Genomic DNA, 16,576 nt, shown 5'->3' with positions numbered 1-16,576 from the left:
ACATCTGATCCGCCCCACACCCGGCCGACCTACCCCCACCCCCCACCTCCACACCCCCCACGACCTTCCTCGCTCTTCGCCACTCCTCGTCTCTTCATCGCCTTTCATGCTTCGATCCGCGCCATCACGCCGACGAGGCGCGGATCGACGTCCCGCACCGCCCGGCACCGGTCCCCACGAGGGGAGGGACCGGTGCCGGCGGGCAGGGGACTTTTCCGTCGCGACACACCTGGATATCTGACGGGCCGTCAGTTACGGTCGCGGGCACCGGCTCTTCCCGAAGGGGTGCGTGCCATGCCCGAGCCTTCCCCGTGCCCGCCTCCGTCCGGCGCCCCGCGCTGGGTCGCGATGGTCCACGACGCCACCCGGGACTCCTGGGCCCCGGCCGCGCAATCCCCGTACCGGACGCCCGTGCTGTACGCCGTCGGCGAGATGACCCGGACCGTGCGGGCCCGCGGCGCCGAGCTGACGCTCGCGCTGTGGGGGCCGGAGGGCGGCGGCTGGCGGTTGTACGACGCCCCGGAGGAGCGGGCCGCCGCCGAGCCGGGTGAATCGGCTGGGCCGCGCGAACCGTCTGAAACATCCGAAACGTCTGAGACATCCGAACCGGACAAGCTGTCCGAGCGCATGGCGAACCGTCGCCACCAGGTGCTCACCGCCGCCCTGAGCAGGGCGGGGCTGTACGACCTCGCCCCCGAGGACGGCGCGGCCGTGCGGGCGCTGGCGGGCCGGCTGGACGAGCCCACGGTCCGCCGGGTCGCCCACTGGCTCGCGGCCGCGGCCGGTGTGCCGGCCGCCGGTTGAGCACCCGCCCGGCCGGGCAGTGACGTCCTGGAACTCGAAGTGCCCAGGGAGGGCTGGAGGACGTATGAAGGTCACCGTCGACCGCGCCGCGTGTTACGGCTCCGCGGAGTGCGCGTTCCGGGCCCCGGCCGTGTTCGCCTTCGAGGACGGCTACGGCGTGGTGCTCCCCGGCAAGGAGGACGCCGCCGACGAGCCGGGGGTCCGGGAGGCGGCGGAACGGTGCCCCTCGCAGGCGATCGTGCTCGGGGAGTAGCTGTGCTTCCGCGGGTGTACGGCGTTCACGGCGCCGGATAGGTCCAGCCGAGGCCGGCCAGTGCGCGCGCCCTGGCCTCCGCGACCGCCGCGCGGGCCGTGCGCTCGGCGGGGTCGGTGTGCGAGGACCGGCCGGTGGCCTGGCCCTCCCACTTGCGGTAGAGCAGCCCGGCCTCGGCCGAGAACCAGCCGCGGCTCACCGCGTCCAGCGCCAGCAGCAGCCCGGTGTCCTCGGAGGCGGGCAGCGCCATCCAGCCGCCGAGCGCGGACAGCAGCTCCCGGCGCACACACAGGGTCGCCGGATGGACCGGGGGCCGGAAGTCGTTCGCCCGCCAGTGCCGCAGCACGGTGCCGCGTTCCAGCGGACCCTCGTCCGGGTCTCCGGGAAATCCGGCCGTGGAACCGTCGGGCAGCAGGTCCAGGACCCGGCAGGTCGTCCAGCCGAGGCCGGGACGCGCCTCCAGCACAGCGAGATCACGGGCGAGCGCGCCCGGGGTGAGCCGGTCGTCGGTGTCCAGGACCTTCACATACGCGCCCCGCGCGTGCGCCAGCGCGATCGTGCGGGCGACCCCCGGGCCACCGGGTCTGCCCTGGTGGAAGACGACGCGCGGATCCTCGGGGACGTACGGGCGGACCTCGTCCGTCGTGCCGTCCTCCTGGATCACCCACTCCCAGCGCGCGCCGCCGGGCAGCTCCTGCTCGCACAAAGACGCCCAGGCCTCCGGCAGGAACCGGGCCGCGGGGGCGTGGACGGCGGTGATGACGGTGACAACGGTGGCGCGCCGGGTCACGGCAGCACTCACCACCTCTCAAAGACCTCTCCGGGATGTCGTGGCCATCGTCTCAGGCCCCGCCCGGGGTGGTTCGGGCCCCTGGAAGAACGCGCGCGTGACCCCCGGCCGTGGCCGGGGGTCCTTCCGTGTCGACCGTGCGTACGCAAGTCGCCGAGTTGTCGAGACGTCGCGGTACCGAGGGGAGAGGAGGGTCGGTTCAGCAGTCGAGCGATGCGGAGGGCTCTCTGGCCGCTGTCTCCCGCGTCTGTTCCGTCTCTTGCGCCTCGCGGGCCTTCTGTGTCTCGTGGCCGTCCGATGTCAGCTCGCTGTCGTCGAGGGCTCGGTGCCGGCAGCTGGGGGATTTCCCGTGGGCCTCGGCCCTGATCCGCTGTTTCATCGTGGGGGGCAGGGCCTTGGTGGAGGACCAGGACCAATGCCGTGGTGCCGGGATCGCCGGGACCGTGCGCTGCGCGGTCTCGGTGCGGGGGCTCTCGGTGCGCGGCGCGGCGGCCGCGGGGGCGGTGGCGGCGCTCACGAGTCCGAGCGTCGTGCACAGCGCGAGAAAGGCGGTGACGATGGCAGTCCACAGCTTCATGACCTTGTTCCGGTCCATGGCCCCTCACTTTCGGGTTGGGCGATTTGCGTACTTTCCTCATGATGTGTATGTGGACCGCGAAGTGGTGGACCGACGCCCGTGGCGCGGCGATGTTCAGATGAACACCACCCGGATGGCCCTGAGAAGGTCGGAAAACCCCTAAATCCCGGTCAGCATGCGCGAAGGGGGAGCAAAGTGACCGTCCGTGGAGGTGTGATCACCCTCCGATCGGAATGGTGTCCGACCTGGGCTATTGCGCTGGCGGGGGCCGGAGTTGGGGCCGGACGTAGGTCACCGATCGATATCGGCCGGTGTGTATAGTCGGGCGCCAGAGGTCCCCTACGTCAAGGAAAGACGAGGTCGCGCGGTGAAGAAGCTGCTCCTGGTCGCACTGGCCGCCATCGGCGGGCTCCTCGTGTACCGCCAGATTCAGGCGGATCGCGCCGAGCAGGACCTGTGGACGGAGGCGACTGACTCCGTGCCCACGGGTTCGTGAGTCCGATTCCAGAATTTCAGCAGGCCCCGGTCGCACCAAGCGGCCGGGGTCTCTGCTTGGGGTTGCAGGGTCCCGCGGGGCGCGGTACGCGTGGCCGCGGCGGGCGTCCGGGGGCGGGTTCTTTCGGACGGTCCCGCGCATTGCCCTGATGGCGCAGCGGCCGCCGGGGCAGGATGGGCCGCGAGGACGTGACGTCATAGGGAGTGCACGTGCGGCGCAGGCGCGGGGTGTGGGGACACGGACGTACGGCACGGATACGGGGCGGCGGGCGCCCGGCCGCCGCGCTCCTGGCACTGGGGCTGTGCGGTACGGGACTGCTCCCGGCCGCCGCCGCGTCGGCCGCCACCGGTCCCGGGGCCTACGCCTTCGCCCCCGGCGCCCGCCCCGTCGAGGGCACGGCCTCCGCCGCGGGCGCCCCGCGCCTGGACCCCGGCCGTACATACCGCGGCTCCCTGCCCGCGCACGGCCGGCTCACCTACCGCCTCGACCTCGCCGACGCCACGACCACGGCATACGTCCCCGTCACCGCCGTACCGCCCGCACACACCGACGTCACCTCCACCGACGGCATCAGGGTCACCGTCCGGGACCCGCACGGCACGGCCTGCTCCTTCGCCACCGCCCGCTTCGGCGCCGGGCTCAGCCCGCGCCCGGTCACCGCTCTCGGCAAGCGCGAGGCGGGCAGGGCGCTGTGCCGGGGCGCGGGGACGTACTCCGTGCTGGTCGAACGCCTCGACACCGGGGGCACGTCCGCGCCCTGGGACCTGGAGCTGGCGCCCGCGACGGAACCCCGGCTCACCTCCCCCGGCCCCACCGACGCGCCCCGGGCCTGGGACTCCGCCTCGCCCGAGCCGATCACCGGCGAGGCCCGCGAGCGCGCCGGCGGGGCGGGGTTCACGGCGGCCCGGGTGCTGGGCCCCGGAGTCTGGCGGACCACCCTCGTGCCCGGCCGGACCGTGTTCTACAAGGTGCCGCTCGACTGGGGCCGCCGGCTCCAGGCCTCCGCCGAACTCGGCGGCGCGGCGGGGCACGGGTATGTGGGGGGCGCCCTCGACCTCTCCCTGTACGACCCCGTCCGGGGCCTCGCCGACGATGTCTCCCTCGGCTACACCGGCGTGCGCAAGCCCGTCGCCCTCGCACCGCTGCCGCCCGTCGAGTACGCCAACCGCTACGCCGCCCCCGCCGCCGTCAGCGCCCTGCGCTTCGCCGGGGACTACTACCTGGTGCTGCACCTCAGCGACCGGCTGACCGAGACGTTCGGGCAGGGGCCGTACGAGGTGACACTGCGGGTCCGGGTGGACGGCCGGGCGCACGCCGGGCCGGGGTACGCCGGGCGTCCGGAGCCGGACGGCGTCTTCACACCGACGGACCAGGACGAGGCGGTGCTGCCGATCGGGGACGGCGGCGGTGCCGGGGGCGTTGGGAGCGCCGCGGGCGGTTCGCCGGTGATGAAGGCCGTCGCGGCCGGCGGGATCGGGCTGGGGACCGCGCTGCTGCTGGTGCTCGGCGGCTGGACGCTGGCGGCCCGGCGGGCTCAGACGCGGGTCAGCGCCCAGAAGCCCACGGCGTAGCAGGCCAGCGCCAGCAGCAGGATCGGCACGACGGCCTTGGCCGGGGGCCCGGGGCGGCGCCGGGCACGGCGGCCGTGCGTGGCCGGGGCGCGGGAGGCGACGGGCGGGGAAGCCGGGGGAGCTTGAGGGGTTTGGGGGGCCGGGGTCGTGTAAGCGGCGGTGACGCTGTCGCCGGGATGCGGGGGCGCGGGGTGCGCCTGGTGTCCGGTGTGCGCGGGCGGTGGGGGCCAGGAGCCGTAGGACGGCGTGGGAGTGGGGGGCTCGGAGGGGGGAGGCGGTACGGCCGGTGGGGGCGGCGGTGTGGGGTCGGCGGCCGGGGGCGGGAGCCGGAAGCTGCCGGTGTCCGACAGGGAGCCGGTGCCTGTGTCCGACGAGGAGCCGGTGCCGACGGCCGGCAGCGGAGCGGCGGGGGGCCTCGGTGAGCGCTTCAGCGGACCGTTCGGCCCGAAACCCGGCGGCAGGGGCGGAAGTTGGTCGAAGATCTCGATCGGCTCGTCGTCCAGGGTCGGCTCCGGCAGGAGTTCGATGACCGGAGCGAGCGACTTGCGGGCCCCCGTGGCGGAGCGGTACCGCGCCCCCGGATCGGGCTGGAGCAGGGTGGCGACAACCTCCCACAACGGCCCGGGAATGCCCTTGGGCGCGCCCGGGGTGCCGTGTTCGGTGAAGTACCGCACGAGTTCCTTGGCGTCGGGTTTGGCGCCTTCGAGCAGATATACGGCGACGAGACCCACCGCGAACAGATCGGCGGTGAAGTCCGGGTCGGCGCCCGCCAGTTGTTCCGGGGCGAGGTAACCGGGCGTGCCCACCACGAGGTTGGTCTCGGTCAGGCGCGGCTCACCGAACCGCATGGCGATGCCGAAGTCCCCGAGCCGCAGCCGGGGCCTGCCCGTACCGGTCGCCTCCAGAAGGATGTTGGCGGGCTTGATGTCCCGGTGCACGACCCCCTCCGCGTGCACCGCGGCGAGCCCGGACAGCAGCTGGTCGAGCAGGACGCAGACGAACGCCGGCGGCAGGGGGCCGTAGTCGTTGACCAGGCGGACGAGGGAGCCGCCCGCGACCAGGTCCATGGTGAACAGCACCTGGTCGTCGTCGGCGGCCCAGCTGGCCGGGGCGAGCACATGGGGATGGTCGATGCGCAGGGCCTGTTCGCGCACGAAGCGCAGGAGGGAGTGGGCGTCGCGCTGCTGGAGCACCTTGGCGGCCACATAGCGCCCCCGCCGGTGGTCCCAGACGCGCCAGACGTCGCCCGCGCCGCCGCGCCCGATCGGGTCGGCCAGTTCGTACCGGCCGTTGAACATCTCACCCATGACTGCCGCAGCTCCTCCCCCTCGGGCCCCCGCCCCTCCCGGCTTCCCCCTGCGCCGGGCGGGCGCTCAGTTCTGGTGCGACTGGTAGTGCGCGACCGCGTCGGAGGTGCGGCCGGCACCGTAGACCCGCAGGAACTCGGCGAGTTCGGGCTGGGTCGGGGCGAGCGCGTCCGCCGCCTCGATGATGTCGCTCGCGGCGGCCACCGAACGCAGCAGCGACTGGATCTCGCGGACGACCCGCTTGACGGTGGGCGCGCCCGAACCGTTCGTCGTGTGCGTGGTGTTGCTCAGCACCGAGCCCCCCTGGGACTTCTTGATCTCGTCCATCCGCTCGGTCGCCTCGGCCGCGCTGACGCTGCCGTCCGCCACCTGTGCCGCCAGATCCTGGAGCAGCTGCACTCGCTGGACCACCGCGGGATTGCCGATCTTGGCGCGCTGGCCGCTCATCAGCTGCGAGAGCATCGGAGCGGACAGCCCCAGAACCGCCGCGAGACGGGCCTGGTTGAGCCCGAGATCGTCGATCAGCTTACGGAAGAGCGCCCCCAGCGGCTCCCCGTACCAGTTCCGCTGAAGTTCTCTCGCTCTTGCGGTGGCTTCCTGCTGTGCGGCGTCCATTGCGTCTCCCCATCGCTTCCCCTGAAAACCGCGGTTCGCTGTAGCGAACCACGGTTGAGCATCTTACGGAGCGTGGTCATCTGCGGGGACCCCCAATCTTTTTGCGGGATACGGGGGGTGACCCGGTACTCTGGTCCCCGGCACCGGCCGGGAAACCCCCTCCGGTCGCCACTCCCTTCCCGGGGCCTTAGCTCAGTTGGTAGAGCGCCGTCTTTGCATGGCGGATGTCAGGGGTTCGACTCCCCTAGGCTCCACAATCAGACACCCCTCTGACCTGCGGAAACGCGAGTCAGAGGGGCTCTCTGTGTTGATAACGTCAGCACCGTGTCAGCATGCATCTGATCTGCGGCGCAGATCACGGCCTATGTGAAAGACCGCCCAAACAGGGACGGAACGACCGCCTGCTGCGTCATGCGCCGCAAGGGCGGCAAGGCGAGTGGCAGGCAGGAGAGCGGAAACCTCGACGACCCGAAGGCCGAGAGCCGCTTGAAGGAGCTGCTGGACGGGCATGGCCAAGAGCGGCCGCCAGGCTGGATACGCGGCCGCAGGTTCATCGCGGCCCCTCGGAGCCCGGAGGAGATGTTCGAGCCCTTCGCCATGGAGCAGATTGACCTTCTGGCCGGGTCCAGGGCGACACCAGGGCCACGTACCGGCGGCTCGTCAAGCAGAACATGGCGCCGTGGTTCAGGAGATCCTCCGTCCGTCACGGAGAGGGCGGGATTAACCGCGAGACGGTCCAGATGTGGATCAGCGACCTGGAGAAGGGCGCCGCAGCCCCGCACGACGCGGCGGACCACAAGCCGCGGACAAGGAATGAGGCGACCTCGGCGCGGTCGAGCTGGATGAGGGAACGGTGGGTGTGGCCTCCGTCCAGGGAGAACAGCAGGGCGAAGCCGAGAGGCTGGACGGTGACGCCTTCACTGGCGACGGGCTTGGTCAGGCCGTCGAACAGCGTGCCACGGGAGGAGCCCCAGGTGGTGATCTGGCAGGCCTTGTCGTTGACGCAGCACAGCCTGATGAGCCAGGGCTCCTCGAGGGTGCAGGAGGCGGTCACCAGAACTTCGACGGGGCGCAGTCCAGGCAGCGTGCTGTATCCAAGGAAGATGGCGTGCGCGCTGCGGGTCGTCCATGCTTCAGGGGGGAATGCTGGTCGGGTGAGCAGACGGTCGCCTGCCCGCTGGACGCAGATCACCATGTCGGAGACTCCCCGACCCGGGTTCGCCGAGGTTCACGTAGAGCAGTTCGGAGAACGGTTCGCGAACCTCGGAGCGGTCGACGGTCCACTGTTCGAACTCAAAGGGGACTCGGCCCACCAACGCGATGCCGTCCGCGTAGATCTGAGGGCCTTTCGGGGCATCGACCGACATGCCCCGAAGACGCTCTTCCAGGCCGTAGCAGAACGTCAGCCCCAGCCCCCAGCACTCTCCCTTGACCGTGCTGTACCGGTCCTGTGGCAGAGCTGCACGTGTGTGGTGCCGGGGATTCCGCGCGATGCCGCCGAACGCTGTGGTGACATCGATGGGCCGCATCCCGAAACGCACCGGGCCCACACTCTCGAATGGTTCCAGTGACCACCGCCGTCGCTTGCTGTCGGGCAGTACGTCGCCACACACCTCATCTATCGAACATTCATTCAATCCTTCATGGATGATCCCTGCCCTGCGGCCCGAGCACCCCATGCGGACTGGCCGCAGGGCAGGAGTCAGGTCCCTTACGAGCGCTCAGGGGCCTGACGGCGGCGATGGCGCCCCGTGCCGGCAACCAATGCCGCCCCCAGAACAAGCGCGGTACCGCTGACGCCCAGCGCCCAACGGGCCGCGGCGTCTGAACCGGTCTGCGCCAGTGCCCCCTCCGGCCCGGAATCATGCTTTCTGACGGCTGCGAGGCCGGAGTCTGTCACGGTTCGGTCGTCACCGTCCGCTCGGGCGGCCCCTGCACCAGGCGCAGGATTCGAGCCACCGTTCCCGCCGTGGCTCGCCGCTTCACCGGCTTCATTGCCGCTGGCCCCGGGAGCATCTCGATCCTCGCCGTTGCCGGGCTGCTCGCCGTTGCCGGGTTCCTCGCCGTTGCCGGGCTCCTCACCGCTAGGGAGCGAAAATGTCGTCCGGAAGGTCCGGCTGGCGGTGGAGAATGGTTTGCCCGTTTCGCGCACGTAATAGATGACTGAGGCAGAGATGTGTGCATCAGTCAGGGAGGTGCTCTTGCTGACGCGGAAGCGGAATTTCCAGGTGACCAATTCCGCCGGAAGGCTGTTGTCCGCGAAGGTCACTCGCAGCACGCCGCGGCCGTCCGGCTGGTAACTGAGCTCGATGTCATGCCACGCGCCATCACGGAAGTACTGCATCTCGAAGTCCCCGTCGTGCAACTCGCCTTCTGATGCGGCCCCGGGGGAGATGGTCAGGGAGAGGTCGTAGGCGCTTTCGTCTCCTACCACACTTTTGGAGTTGTCCATGGCGGTGGTGAACTCTGCCCACTGACCGAGTTCGGATTCGAAGGGCGGGTCAATGATGTCGATCGGCACGCCATGGCGACGAGATGAGCCCTGCAACTTCGGAGTCTGGGGAACAGGAGAAGCCGGCGATGTCTCTGCGTCCTGCTTTGGCGCTGGCTGCCTCTGCTCAGCTGACGGCTGAGCCTGCGCGGCTTCATGGTCACCCTGGCCCTGGGAAGGCTCGGAGGGCCCACGCTCCGGCGCCTCAATAGGGGATGCCGGATCTTCCGCGGGTCCAGCAGTGGCACGAGGTTCCCCGTCCTCAGCGGGTGCCTTGCCCGGAGCCGCTGTCGACTCCGCGGTCTTGAATACGGGGGTGTTCTTCTCGGTGGTAGCAGGTGTTACGCGTTTGGCGGCCTTGCCGGCCGGAAGTCCAGATCTTTCCGACGCAGCCCCGGACGAATCCATCGTGTCCTCCGCCGGGCTTCGGTCGGGCACGGTCACGGCCGCGTCAGGGGCTTCGCCCGCCACCGCTGGCGTGGCTCCGAGGATTGCCGGAGCCATCGCGGTGGCAGTGGCGATCGCGGCCATGTACTTCAGTCTCACTACGTCCTCCCTTGTGTGGTGTGGTGTGGTGTGGTGCGACGGTGCTGGACCCAGCCTCGAAGCCGGTGACACAACGGAGTAGACGTGTCCGGTCGATACGCTCATAAGCGGCATCTATGGCCCGGGTGGTGAGTGGCTGACCAATGCGGCCGGCCGCTGCGGGATGAGCCTTGCTTGAGCCGTCGTTCGGAAGGGAGCCCAGGGCAGAGACCCCTCGGCCAGAGGGGCGGCGCGAGAAAAGGTATTGGTCCCGGAACCTGGCAGCTTTCTGACGCATTCTGGTGCTGATGTATCTGCGGCTGAATCGGGCCTTGCTGCGGAAGGAATGAGAAAAGTGACAGCGCGTGCTGCTGTCCCGGTATTCGTTCCGGGTACTCGTAGTGGGAGGTCGCGCTCTTGGTCTTGGCGTGCGCGATATCTTCACGCAGGCCCGCAACATGTGTGTTAGGGCGACGCCCGTAGAGTGGATCTGTGCCTCTTTCTTCTCATGTTCCCGACCTGCCCGCCCTTGACCTATTCCTCAGTGTTGTCGAGCTGGGCAGCCTGGGACGGGCCGCCGAGGCGCACGGCATCAGCCAGCCTGCGGCCAGCTCCCGGATCCGCAATCTGGAACGGCTGGTCGGTATGCCAGTGCTGGAGCGCACGACCCGTGGATCTCGGCCCACCCCAGCGGGAACGCTGATCGCAGAGTGGGTGCGTCCGATCATCGATGCGGCTCACAGGTTCGACAACGGGATCAACACGCTTCGGGGGCGACGGGAATCGCAGCTGCACGTGGCGGCGAGCCAGACCGTGGCGGAGTACCTGTTCCCGCAGTGGCTGCTGGCTCTGCGATTGCGGGCGCCGGATACCACGGTGGCGATGGAGGCAGGCAACTCAGTGCAGGTCGGTGAGTCCGTGCTCACCGGCCGCGCGGAGATCGGTTTCGTGGAGAGTCCGCGGGCTCCGAAGGGGCTGGACAGTAAGACGGTGGCGCGGGACCGGCTGATCGTGGTGGTTTCGCCACAGCATGCCTGGTCCCGGCGCAGTGCGATCACTGTGGACGAGCTGGCGGGAACAGCACTGATCCAGCGCGAGACCGGCTCGGGCACCCGTACGTCCTTCGAGCGTGCCCTTACGGCGCTGGTTCCTGGTTGGAAGCCGACGGCCCTCCTTGAGCTGTCCTCGACCACGGCACTCAAGAAGGCGACCGCGAACGGTGTGGGGCCGGCAGTGCTGAGCTCTCTGGCCATAGAGGGTGAACTGGCCGCGGGAACACTGAAGCCGGTGACTGTGACCGGCTTCGAAGTGAGGCGTTCCCTGCGGGCCGTCTGGCCAATGGGGCAGCACCCTACAGGTCCCAGCCGTGAGCTGTTCGCCGTCGCCCACCAGGCCGGAGTCGCGCCTCGAGCCCTGATGCCGCTTACCCGCCCATAGGGCGCCCCTATGAGGGCATCGAAGCGAGACTGCTACCGGTATGCGCCAGCCTGGTTGAGGTTGAGAGGGGCTAACAGAAGGTGTCGGCCCTGAAGTCTCAAGAACGGGAAACCGCAGGTGACGACGCGCCCTCCGCTTTGTGTCTCCTCGGCCGAGCCCTCGGCCCGGGCCCGGCGAACGCTATCAGGCACCACCCCGCTCATACGGGTTGTCCTTGCGGTCGTCTGGTGCTGGGCCGGGTGGGCGAAAATGCTGGCCCCAGCGGCCTCCGCCCAGGCGGTGCGTGCCTACCGAATCCTGCCTGAAGCTCTGGTGGCTCCTGTCGGCTACGGAATCCCCGCGCTGGAACTCGCCCTCGCAGGGCTGCTGTTGACGGGACTGCGGATCCGCCTCACCTCCGTGCTGTCCGCGCTACTCCTCACTGCCTTTCTGGCGGGGATCGTTCAGGCATGGGCTCGCGGCCTGAGCATCGACTGCGGCTGCTTCGGCGGCGGCGGTGAGGTCGACTCTGCGGACACTCGCTACCTCCAGGAGGTCCTCGGAGACGTTGGCCTGCTCTCTCTGAACGGCTGGCTGATCCGGTGGCCCCCGAGCCGCTTCTCGATCGACGCCGCGCTTCGCTGACCCGGAACCCCGTATGCGTACCCCGCCATGTCCTGGCGCCTACTTCGCGTCGCGTTCCCATTTGTGTCGCGACAGCTCTCAACCGCCCAGTTCCGACCCCTCCCGAATAGGTCTCACATGAGCAAGTCCGCCGCCCGTACGAAGTCCCACCAGGCACGAGGGCGCCTGCGGGCTGAACGTGAACAAGCTGTCAAGCGCGCCCGCCGCAGGCGGCAAACCGCCCTGAGCACAGCGGTCGTGGCAACCGTGGTCACGGTTGTCGCAATGGCCATCGTGGTCCAGTCCGGCCGGGCCGAGGACGACCGGCCGATCATTCCGCCCGCAGGGACCACGGGCAACCAGAACCTGATCATCCCCAGCGGCCAGGCGAATGCCCCCGCCACCCTGACGGTGTATGAAGACCCACGCTGCCCAGGATGCGCGCAGCTTGAGCATGTGCTGCACGCGACGATCAACAAGCTCCAGGACGAGGGAAAGCTCCGTGTCGAATACCGCATCCTGTCCTTCGTCGACCGCATCGCCTCCGGCAGAGGATCGAAGTACGCGGCCAACGCCTTGGCCGCAGCACAGGACGCCGGGAAGTTCCGCGACTTTCATGACGCGCTCTTCGCCTCCCCGCCGCCCTCCGAGCGCGAGGACACCTTCGGAGACAAAGAGGTTCTACTGGCTCTCGGAAGGAAGGTAAGAGGCATGGATATGTCGAAGTTCACCGCCGCGGTCAGGAAGGGGACTCACGACACGTGGGTGAACAAGGTGCAGCAGGCCTTCGACCGTCAGACCGCGATCCAGGCCACACCGGCCGTGTTCTTCAAGGGAAAAGACCTCGTCAAAGACAGGGAACACCCGCTCACTCCCGAGCGGTTGACCGCACTTGTGGAAGCGGAAGCAGACCGCTGAACGCCACCGTCCTCGGGAACCCTCAGCCGCAGTGCGCACTGCCGTGCCTCTCCGGCCCCGAATGGTGCGACCGGGACCGCGCCGGACGCGTCACGTTGCCCTGCGGAAGAGCCACAGAGGTACGTCCGTCGCCACGGCAGAACCCCACCGGGCTCGACCCCGCACCAGCATCCCCGTCCTAGTCGCTATGGAAATACGAAGCCCCTCATGAAGAAACTCCTCGCTCTCTCCCGCTACACCGTCATCGCCGCGTGCACCGCGAGCGCGGCATGCACCACGGCGCTGGCGTGTGTCCGGTCCGCTTGGTGGTGGCTGGCGGCCGTGCCGGCGCTCGGGCTCGCCGCGCTCGGGATGTGGGACGTTCTGCAACGGCGGCACGCGATCCTGCGCAACTACCCTCTGCTCGGGCACGCCCGATTCTTGCTGGAGAGCATCAGACCGGAGCTCCAGCAGTACTTCGTCGAGCGCAACTTCGACGGTCGCCCCTACGATCGCGACGTACGGGACGCGGTCTACCAGCGCGCCAAGGGTATCGACGCGAAGACAGCCTTCGGCACCGAGCGGGACGTCTACGCCGAGGGCCACGAATTTCTGACCCCGTCCATGGCTCCGAAGGCGGTCTGCAAGGAGCCGCCCACCGTGCTTGTCGGCGGACCCGACTGTACCCAGCCGTATGCCATGTCGCTGCTGAACATCTCCGCGATGAGTTTCGGCGCCCTGTCGGCCAATGCTGTCCTCGCACTCAACAAGGGCGCCCAGGAGAGGTTCGCCCATGACACCGGAGAAGGCGGGATCTCCGAGTACCACCTCCGCCACGGAGGCGACCTGATCTGGCAGATCGGTACGGGCTACTTCGGCTGTCGCACCCCGGATGGAGACTTCGACGCCAACGCCTTCGCGGTCAAGGCCCGCCACCAGAAAGTCAAATGCGTACTCCTGAAACTCTCTCAGGGAGCCAAACCTGGTCTGGGAGGGCTGCTTCCGGGCTCCAAGGTCGACGCCGAGATCGCTGGAATCCGCGGCGTCCCGGTAGGCCGTACGGTAGCTTCCCCACCCCACCACCGTGTCTTCTCAACACCGCGAGAGCTGATCCACTTCATTGCCTGCATGAGAGATCTGGCCGGCGGGAAACCCGTCGGTATCAAGCTGTGCGTGGGCGACCGTGTCCAGGTACTGGCTCTGTGTAAGGCCATGCTCGAAGAGGGCGTGAGCCCGGACTTCATCGTCGTGGACGGCGCCGAAGGAGGCACAGGAGCCGCGCCATTGGAGTTCGCCGACGAGGTGGGTATGCCCCTCACCGAGGGCCTCATGATGGTGCACAACGCACTCGTCGGCACCGGACTGCGCGATCAGATACGCATCGGCGCCAGCGGGAAGATCGCCACCGGAGGCGACATCGTCAAACGCCTCGCCCAAGGAGCCGACTTCACCAATGCAGCCCGTTCGATGATGTTCGCCCTCGGCTGCATACAGGCTCGCGCCTGTCACACCAACGCCTGCCCCGTCGGTGTCGCCACCCAGGACGCATACCGAGCCCGAGCCCTGGACGTCACCGAGAAGGCCGACCGCGTACGCCGCTACCAGATGGCCACCGTCCGCAGCGCCCAGCACATCATCGCCGCCATGGGCCTTGACACCCCTGAGGAACTGCACCCCCGGATGCTACGACGCCGACTCGGCACCGGAGGAGAGATCCGCTCCTACGCCGACCTGTACCAGTGGCTGGAGGACAAGCAACTGCTGAACAACCCTCCGGAACCGTGGCAAGCGGACTGGCACATCGCCGATCCCGACCAGTTCAGGTTGTGACACGACGCAAGTCCCTGCGCGGCCGGCCGGTCCAGCAGGCCCAAGGCCAGGAATGCCTTGGAGACGTGTCCGGTCTCATCAGGCACCCCCGCCCGGCCGTCGCCAGGGGGCGGTCGTCCATTCCTCCGGTAGGAAGGGTTCCCACCCCAGCGGGCAGGAGGCAGTGTCGGTTGCCGCGTGCACGCTGACCGCGACCTGGCAGTTCGCCCGCTTGCCCAACGCCCCGCAGTACTGGCGGGCCATTCCCACCGATGCGCTGCCGCACTCGGGGAACGACACATCGTCGACGACCCACACCTCAGGGCGGCAACGACCCGAACACATCGGCAACGAACTCCGCCAACTCACCCCGGACCCGTTCCACATCCCCCAACCTCGTAAGGGAAAGGCTGCCCACCACCAGGCGAGATCACCCGACGTGACGAAGCACTACTAGCCGGGTCTATGTCGATCACCGGGCAGGAGCTGGCCTCGCTGGACCCGCGCATCCCTGGCAAAAGGGCCCCTCTGATCTGCGAAGACGCAGGTCAGAGGGGCTCTTTTCGGTTTGTGGCGGGTGGTGGGGGCGGCTGCGGTCGCAGGTGCGGGGGATTGCGGTGATCCTGTCAGGAAGAGCGTGGCTGGCTTCGCACGGCCGCTGTGTGTCGTCGGCCGTGCCGCACAGGAAGGCGACGCCCATGACAGTGGCATCCGACAAGACGCAGCACGGGCGCAGGGAACCCGGTGGCGGTCATACGGTCGACAGCGCTTCCCTGGCAGCCGGGATCATGCTGATGCTCAGCGGGCCGCTCAGCATCCTCATGGGCGCGGCGGGCATCGCGAACGACGGGCTGTTCGCCACGTCGACCGGGTACGCCTACAACTTCGGCCTGACGTCCTGGGGCATCATCCACCTCGTCATCGGCATCGTGCTCGTCGTCGCGGGCTTCGGCCTGCTCGCGGGCATGAGCTGGGGGCGCGGGCTCGGCGTGGTGGCGGCGGGCGTCAGCCTGATCACCCAGTTCATGTTCGTGCCGTACTACCCGGCGTGGGCGATCCCCGTCATGGCCCTGGATCTGCTGATCCTGTTCGCCCTGACCCGGTCGCACATCGAGCGCGCCCGCTCGTAAGGCCCGGTAAGCCCCTGCCTCACGCCCCTGCCTCACTCCCCTGCATCGGGGGACTTCGGTTGATTTCTCCATAAGAGCGCGTGGTGTCCGTTCGGTCACCTATCGTGAGCGGTGCGCTCTTATGGGAGGAACCGCATATGAGGAAGTGGCGAGGGGCTTTCGTCGCCGTGGCGTCGACGGCCGCACTGCTGGCCGGGGTCGTGCCGGCGCACGCGACGAACGAGGTCAATGTCTTCGACTGCCAGGCCGACTTCGGCAGCCAGTACTTTCACCTGGGCATCCGCAATCCCAACGGCACCGGCACCACCCGGTGCTTCGCCAACGCGGGCGACCTGGACATCGGACAGGGCGGGGTCGAGCAGTTCAGCAGCGGGAACAACGCGGGCTGGTTCGACTACGAGCCGGGCGACGGCTACATCTACCGGCACTCGTTCGGCAAGGGCGAGTCCAAGTACCAGGAGTACGGCTACGTGACCCATCTGCACATCAACTGACCCGCCCCGGCGGACGTTTCACGTGAAACGGGCTCCTCCCGACGGAAGGAGCCCGTTTCCGGGTGAATGCTCAGGGCTGCTCCTCGCCGCCGCTGCCGTCCACCGAGCCGAGACCGCCCGACTCGGGGACCTCGGTCGCGGCCGGCGGCTCGACCAGCCACTCGGGATTGGCCTGCCGCTCCCACCACTTCCATGCCGCGAAGGCGCCGCCCGCCACCAGGGCCGCCAGCGCCACCATCTTCGCGGCACGGCCGGCCCGGCACCTGCGCGCGTTGCGCCGGGCGAGCTTCTGGATGTCCCGCGCGGAGACCTGGCCGCGCAGCGCGACCAGCGCGGCGGCACCCCGGGCCGCGGCCTCGTCCGCCACGGGTCCGGCGGCGGCCACCGCCTGCTCGATCCGGGGGCGTGAGTACTCGGCCGCCTGCCGGGCGGCCTTGCGGGTGCGGCAGGCCGCCTCCTGGGCGGCGAGGTCCACCTTCGGTGGGACATAGGTGCGCCGGGCCTGTTCCAGACGCGGGGCGAGCTGGGCGTTGTACTGCGTGCGGGCCTGCTCTGCGGCCCCTGACACCACGGGCGCGAGCCGTACGCGTGCCTCCTGCGCGTAGAACGCGGCACGCTCCTTGGCCGTGTCGGCGTAGGGCGCCACCACTTCCGCGGCGTGCAGCACGCTGTCCTTCGCCGAGCCGGTCGCGGCGCGCACGCTGTCAATGCGGGTCACGGGTTTCCTCCTCCTCGGTGGCGTACGGAATTCGACTTTCCACCCTTTTACGGATCATG

17 protein-coding genes, 1 tRNA gene and 1 pseudogene are annotated in these 16,576 nt (G+C 69.3%); 11 read left to right on the top strand and 8 right to left on the bottom strand.

Translation table 11 applies throughout. The annotated features are described in order from the left end of the window. Positions 1-294 precede the first annotated feature (294 nt). Positions 295-804, top strand: coding sequence for a hypothetical protein (locus AB0N90_RS14875; RefSeq protein WP_365196406.1), 510 nt, complete (start codon positions 295-297; stop codon positions 802-804). Between the two features lie 64 nt (positions 805-868). Beyond that, positions 869-1,057 carry a ferredoxin gene (locus tag AB0N90_RS14870; RefSeq protein ID WP_128790875.1) on the top strand — a complete coding sequence of 63 codons (189 nt, stop codon included), beginning with the start codon at positions 869-871 and terminating at the stop codon, positions 1,055-1,057. A 25-nt stretch (positions 1,058-1,082) separates the two neighbouring features. Here AB0N90_RS14870 and AB0N90_RS14865 read toward each other — a convergent pair whose 3' ends face one another. Together AB0N90_RS14865 and AB0N90_RS14860 are read right to left on the bottom strand one after the other, a co-directional pair. Then, entirely contained in the window at positions 1,083-1,859 is a 777-nt protein-coding gene (locus AB0N90_RS14865; protein ID WP_365196403.1) for a glycosyltransferase, read from the bottom strand. A gap of 187 nt (positions 1,860-2,046) precedes the next feature. Next, complete coding sequence (locus AB0N90_RS14860) at positions 2,047-2,442, bottom strand: DUF6344 domain-containing protein (RefSeq protein WP_361672091.1); 396 nt, start codon at positions 2,440-2,442, stop codon at positions 2,047-2,049. A gap of 349 nt (positions 2,443-2,791) precedes the next feature. Between AB0N90_RS14860 and AB0N90_RS14855 the strand changes: the two genes are divergently transcribed. Together AB0N90_RS14855 and AB0N90_RS14850 are read left to right on the top strand one after the other, a co-directional pair. Further along, positions 2,792-2,920 carry a DLW-39 family protein gene (locus AB0N90_RS14855; protein ID WP_003999697.1) on the top strand — a complete coding sequence of 43 codons (129 nt, stop codon included), beginning with the start codon at positions 2,792-2,794 and terminating at the stop codon, positions 2,918-2,920. 209 nt (positions 2,921-3,129) lie between these two features. Further along, complete coding sequence (locus tag AB0N90_RS14850) at positions 3,130-4,491, top strand: hypothetical protein (protein WP_365196400.1); 1,362 nt, start codon at positions 3,130-3,132, stop codon at positions 4,489-4,491. On the opposite strand, the gene AB0N90_RS14845 is transcribed toward AB0N90_RS14850, so the two are convergent. Next, complete coding sequence (locus tag AB0N90_RS14845) at positions 4,455-5,798, bottom strand: serine/threonine-protein kinase (protein ID WP_365196397.1); 1,344 nt, start codon at positions 5,796-5,798, stop codon at positions 4,455-4,457. The two genes, AB0N90_RS14850 and AB0N90_RS14845, sit on opposite strands and share 37 nt — an antisense overlap. Positions 5,799-5,864: 66 nt before the next feature. Next, complete coding sequence (locus tag AB0N90_RS14840) at positions 5,865-6,413, bottom strand: DNA-binding protein (RefSeq protein WP_085565637.1); 549 nt, start codon at positions 6,411-6,413, stop codon at positions 5,865-5,867. 181 nt (positions 6,414-6,594) lie between these two features. On the opposite strand from AB0N90_RS14840, the gene AB0N90_RS14835 reads away from it, so the two are divergent. Then, positions 6,595-6,667, top strand: a tRNA-Ala gene (locus AB0N90_RS14835). Between the two features lie 449 nt (positions 6,668-7,116). Here the strand turns inward: AB0N90_RS14835 and AB0N90_RS14830 are convergent. Both AB0N90_RS14830 and AB0N90_RS14825 read right to left on the bottom strand, forming a co-directional pair. Then, positions 7,117-7,608, bottom strand: a complete 492-nt coding sequence (locus tag AB0N90_RS14830; RefSeq protein WP_365196394.1) for a hypothetical protein — start codon at positions 7,606-7,608, stop codon at positions 7,117-7,119. Positions 7,609-8,124: 516 nt separating this feature from the next. Continuing rightward, positions 8,125-8,934 carry a hypothetical protein gene (locus tag AB0N90_RS14825; protein ID WP_365196391.1) on the bottom strand — a complete coding sequence of 270 codons (810 nt, stop codon included), beginning with the start codon at positions 8,932-8,934 and terminating at the stop codon, positions 8,125-8,127. Positions 8,935-9,921: 987 nt separating this feature from the next. On the opposite strand from AB0N90_RS14825, the gene AB0N90_RS14820 reads away from it, so the two are divergent. From AB0N90_RS14820 to AB0N90_RS14805, 4 genes are all read left to right on the top strand, one after another. Next, entirely contained in the window at positions 9,922-10,866 is a 945-nt protein-coding gene (locus AB0N90_RS14820) for a LysR family transcriptional regulator (protein ID WP_365196388.1), read from the top strand. 201 nt (positions 10,867-11,067) lie between these two features. Beyond that, complete coding sequence (locus tag AB0N90_RS14815) at positions 11,068-11,490, top strand: MauE/DoxX family redox-associated membrane protein (protein ID WP_365196740.1); 423 nt, start codon at positions 11,068-11,070, stop codon at positions 11,488-11,490. Positions 11,491-11,754: 264 nt separating this feature from the next. Further along, positions 11,755-12,387, top strand: coding sequence for a thioredoxin domain-containing protein (locus AB0N90_RS14810; protein WP_365196385.1), 633 nt, complete (start codon positions 11,755-11,757; stop codon positions 12,385-12,387). A gap of 207 nt (positions 12,388-12,594) precedes the next feature. After that, on the top strand, positions 12,595-14,196 hold the full coding sequence (locus AB0N90_RS14805) for an FMN-binding glutamate synthase family protein (RefSeq protein WP_365196383.1): 1,602 nt from the start codon (positions 12,595-12,597) through the stop codon (positions 14,194-14,196). A gap of 29 nt (positions 14,197-14,225) precedes the next feature. On the opposite strand, the pseudogene AB0N90_RS14800 reads toward AB0N90_RS14805, so the two are convergent. Beyond that, a pseudogene (locus AB0N90_RS14800) lies at positions 14,226-14,499 on the bottom strand (transposase); the annotation flags it as partial. 374 nt (positions 14,500-14,873) lie between these two features. Between AB0N90_RS14800 and AB0N90_RS14795 the strand changes: the two are divergent. Then, positions 14,874-15,305, top strand: a complete 432-nt coding sequence (locus tag AB0N90_RS14795; protein WP_361672098.1) for a hypothetical protein — start codon at positions 14,874-14,876, stop codon at positions 15,303-15,305. 137 nt (positions 15,306-15,442) lie between these two features. Next, positions 15,443-15,799, top strand: coding sequence for a beta/gamma crystallin domain-containing protein (locus tag AB0N90_RS14790; protein ID WP_128790879.1), 357 nt, complete (start codon positions 15,443-15,445; stop codon positions 15,797-15,799). Between the two features lie 70 nt (positions 15,800-15,869). Here the strand turns inward: AB0N90_RS14790 and AB0N90_RS14785 are convergent, their stop codons facing one another. Continuing rightward, a complete protein-coding gene (locus AB0N90_RS14785) occupies positions 15,870-16,517 on the bottom strand; it encodes a DUF5324 family protein (RefSeq protein ID WP_085565640.1) in 648 nt (215 codons plus the stop codon). Positions 16,518-16,576: the final 59 nt, after the last annotated feature.

It is taken from the genome of Streptomyces sp. NPDC093018, assembly GCF_040684035.1.
GTDB lineage: Bacteria > Actinomycetota > Actinomycetes > Streptomycetales > Streptomycetaceae > Streptomyces > Streptomyces murinus.
The sequence above is the reverse complement of the archived record's forward strand: the minus strand, read 5'-3'. Positions and strand labels throughout refer to the sequence as shown.

Excerpts from the sequence above, each read along its gene's own strand:
- AB0N90_RS14875 (WP_365196406.1), top strand. The coding sequence starts at position 295 with ATGCCCGAGCCTTCCCCGTGCCCGCCTCCGTCCGGCGCCCCGCGCTGG.
- AB0N90_RS14870 (WP_128790875.1), top strand. The coding sequence starts at position 869 with ATGAAGGTCACCGTCGACCGCGCCGCGTGTTACGGCTCCGCGGAGTGC.
- AB0N90_RS14860 (WP_361672091.1), bottom strand. The coding sequence starts at position 2,442 with ATGGACCGGAACAAGGTCATGAAGCTGTGGACTGCCATCGTCACCGCC.
- AB0N90_RS14845 (WP_365196397.1), bottom strand. The coding sequence starts at position 5,798 with ATGGGTGAGATGTTCAACGGCCGGTACGAACTGGCCGACCCGATCGGG.
- AB0N90_RS14840 (WP_085565637.1), bottom strand. The coding sequence starts at position 6,413 with ATGGACGCCGCACAGCAGGAAGCCACCGCAAGAGCGAGAGAACTTCAG.
- AB0N90_RS14830 (WP_365196394.1), bottom strand. The coding sequence starts at position 7,608 with ATGGTGATCTGCGTCCAGCGGGCAGGCGACCGTCTGCTCACCCGACCA.
- AB0N90_RS14810 (WP_365196385.1), top strand. The coding sequence starts at position 11,755 with ATGGCCATCGTGGTCCAGTCCGGCCGGGCCGAGGACGACCGGCCGATC.
- AB0N90_RS14805 (WP_365196383.1), top strand. The coding sequence starts at position 12,595 with ATGAAGAAACTCCTCGCTCTCTCCCGCTACACCGTCATCGCCGCGTGC.
- AB0N90_RS14795 (WP_361672098.1), top strand. The coding sequence starts at position 14,874 with ATGACAGTGGCATCCGACAAGACGCAGCACGGGCGCAGGGAACCCGGT.
- AB0N90_RS14790 (WP_128790879.1), top strand. The coding sequence starts at position 15,443 with ATGAGGAAGTGGCGAGGGGCTTTCGTCGCCGTGGCGTCGACGGCCGCA.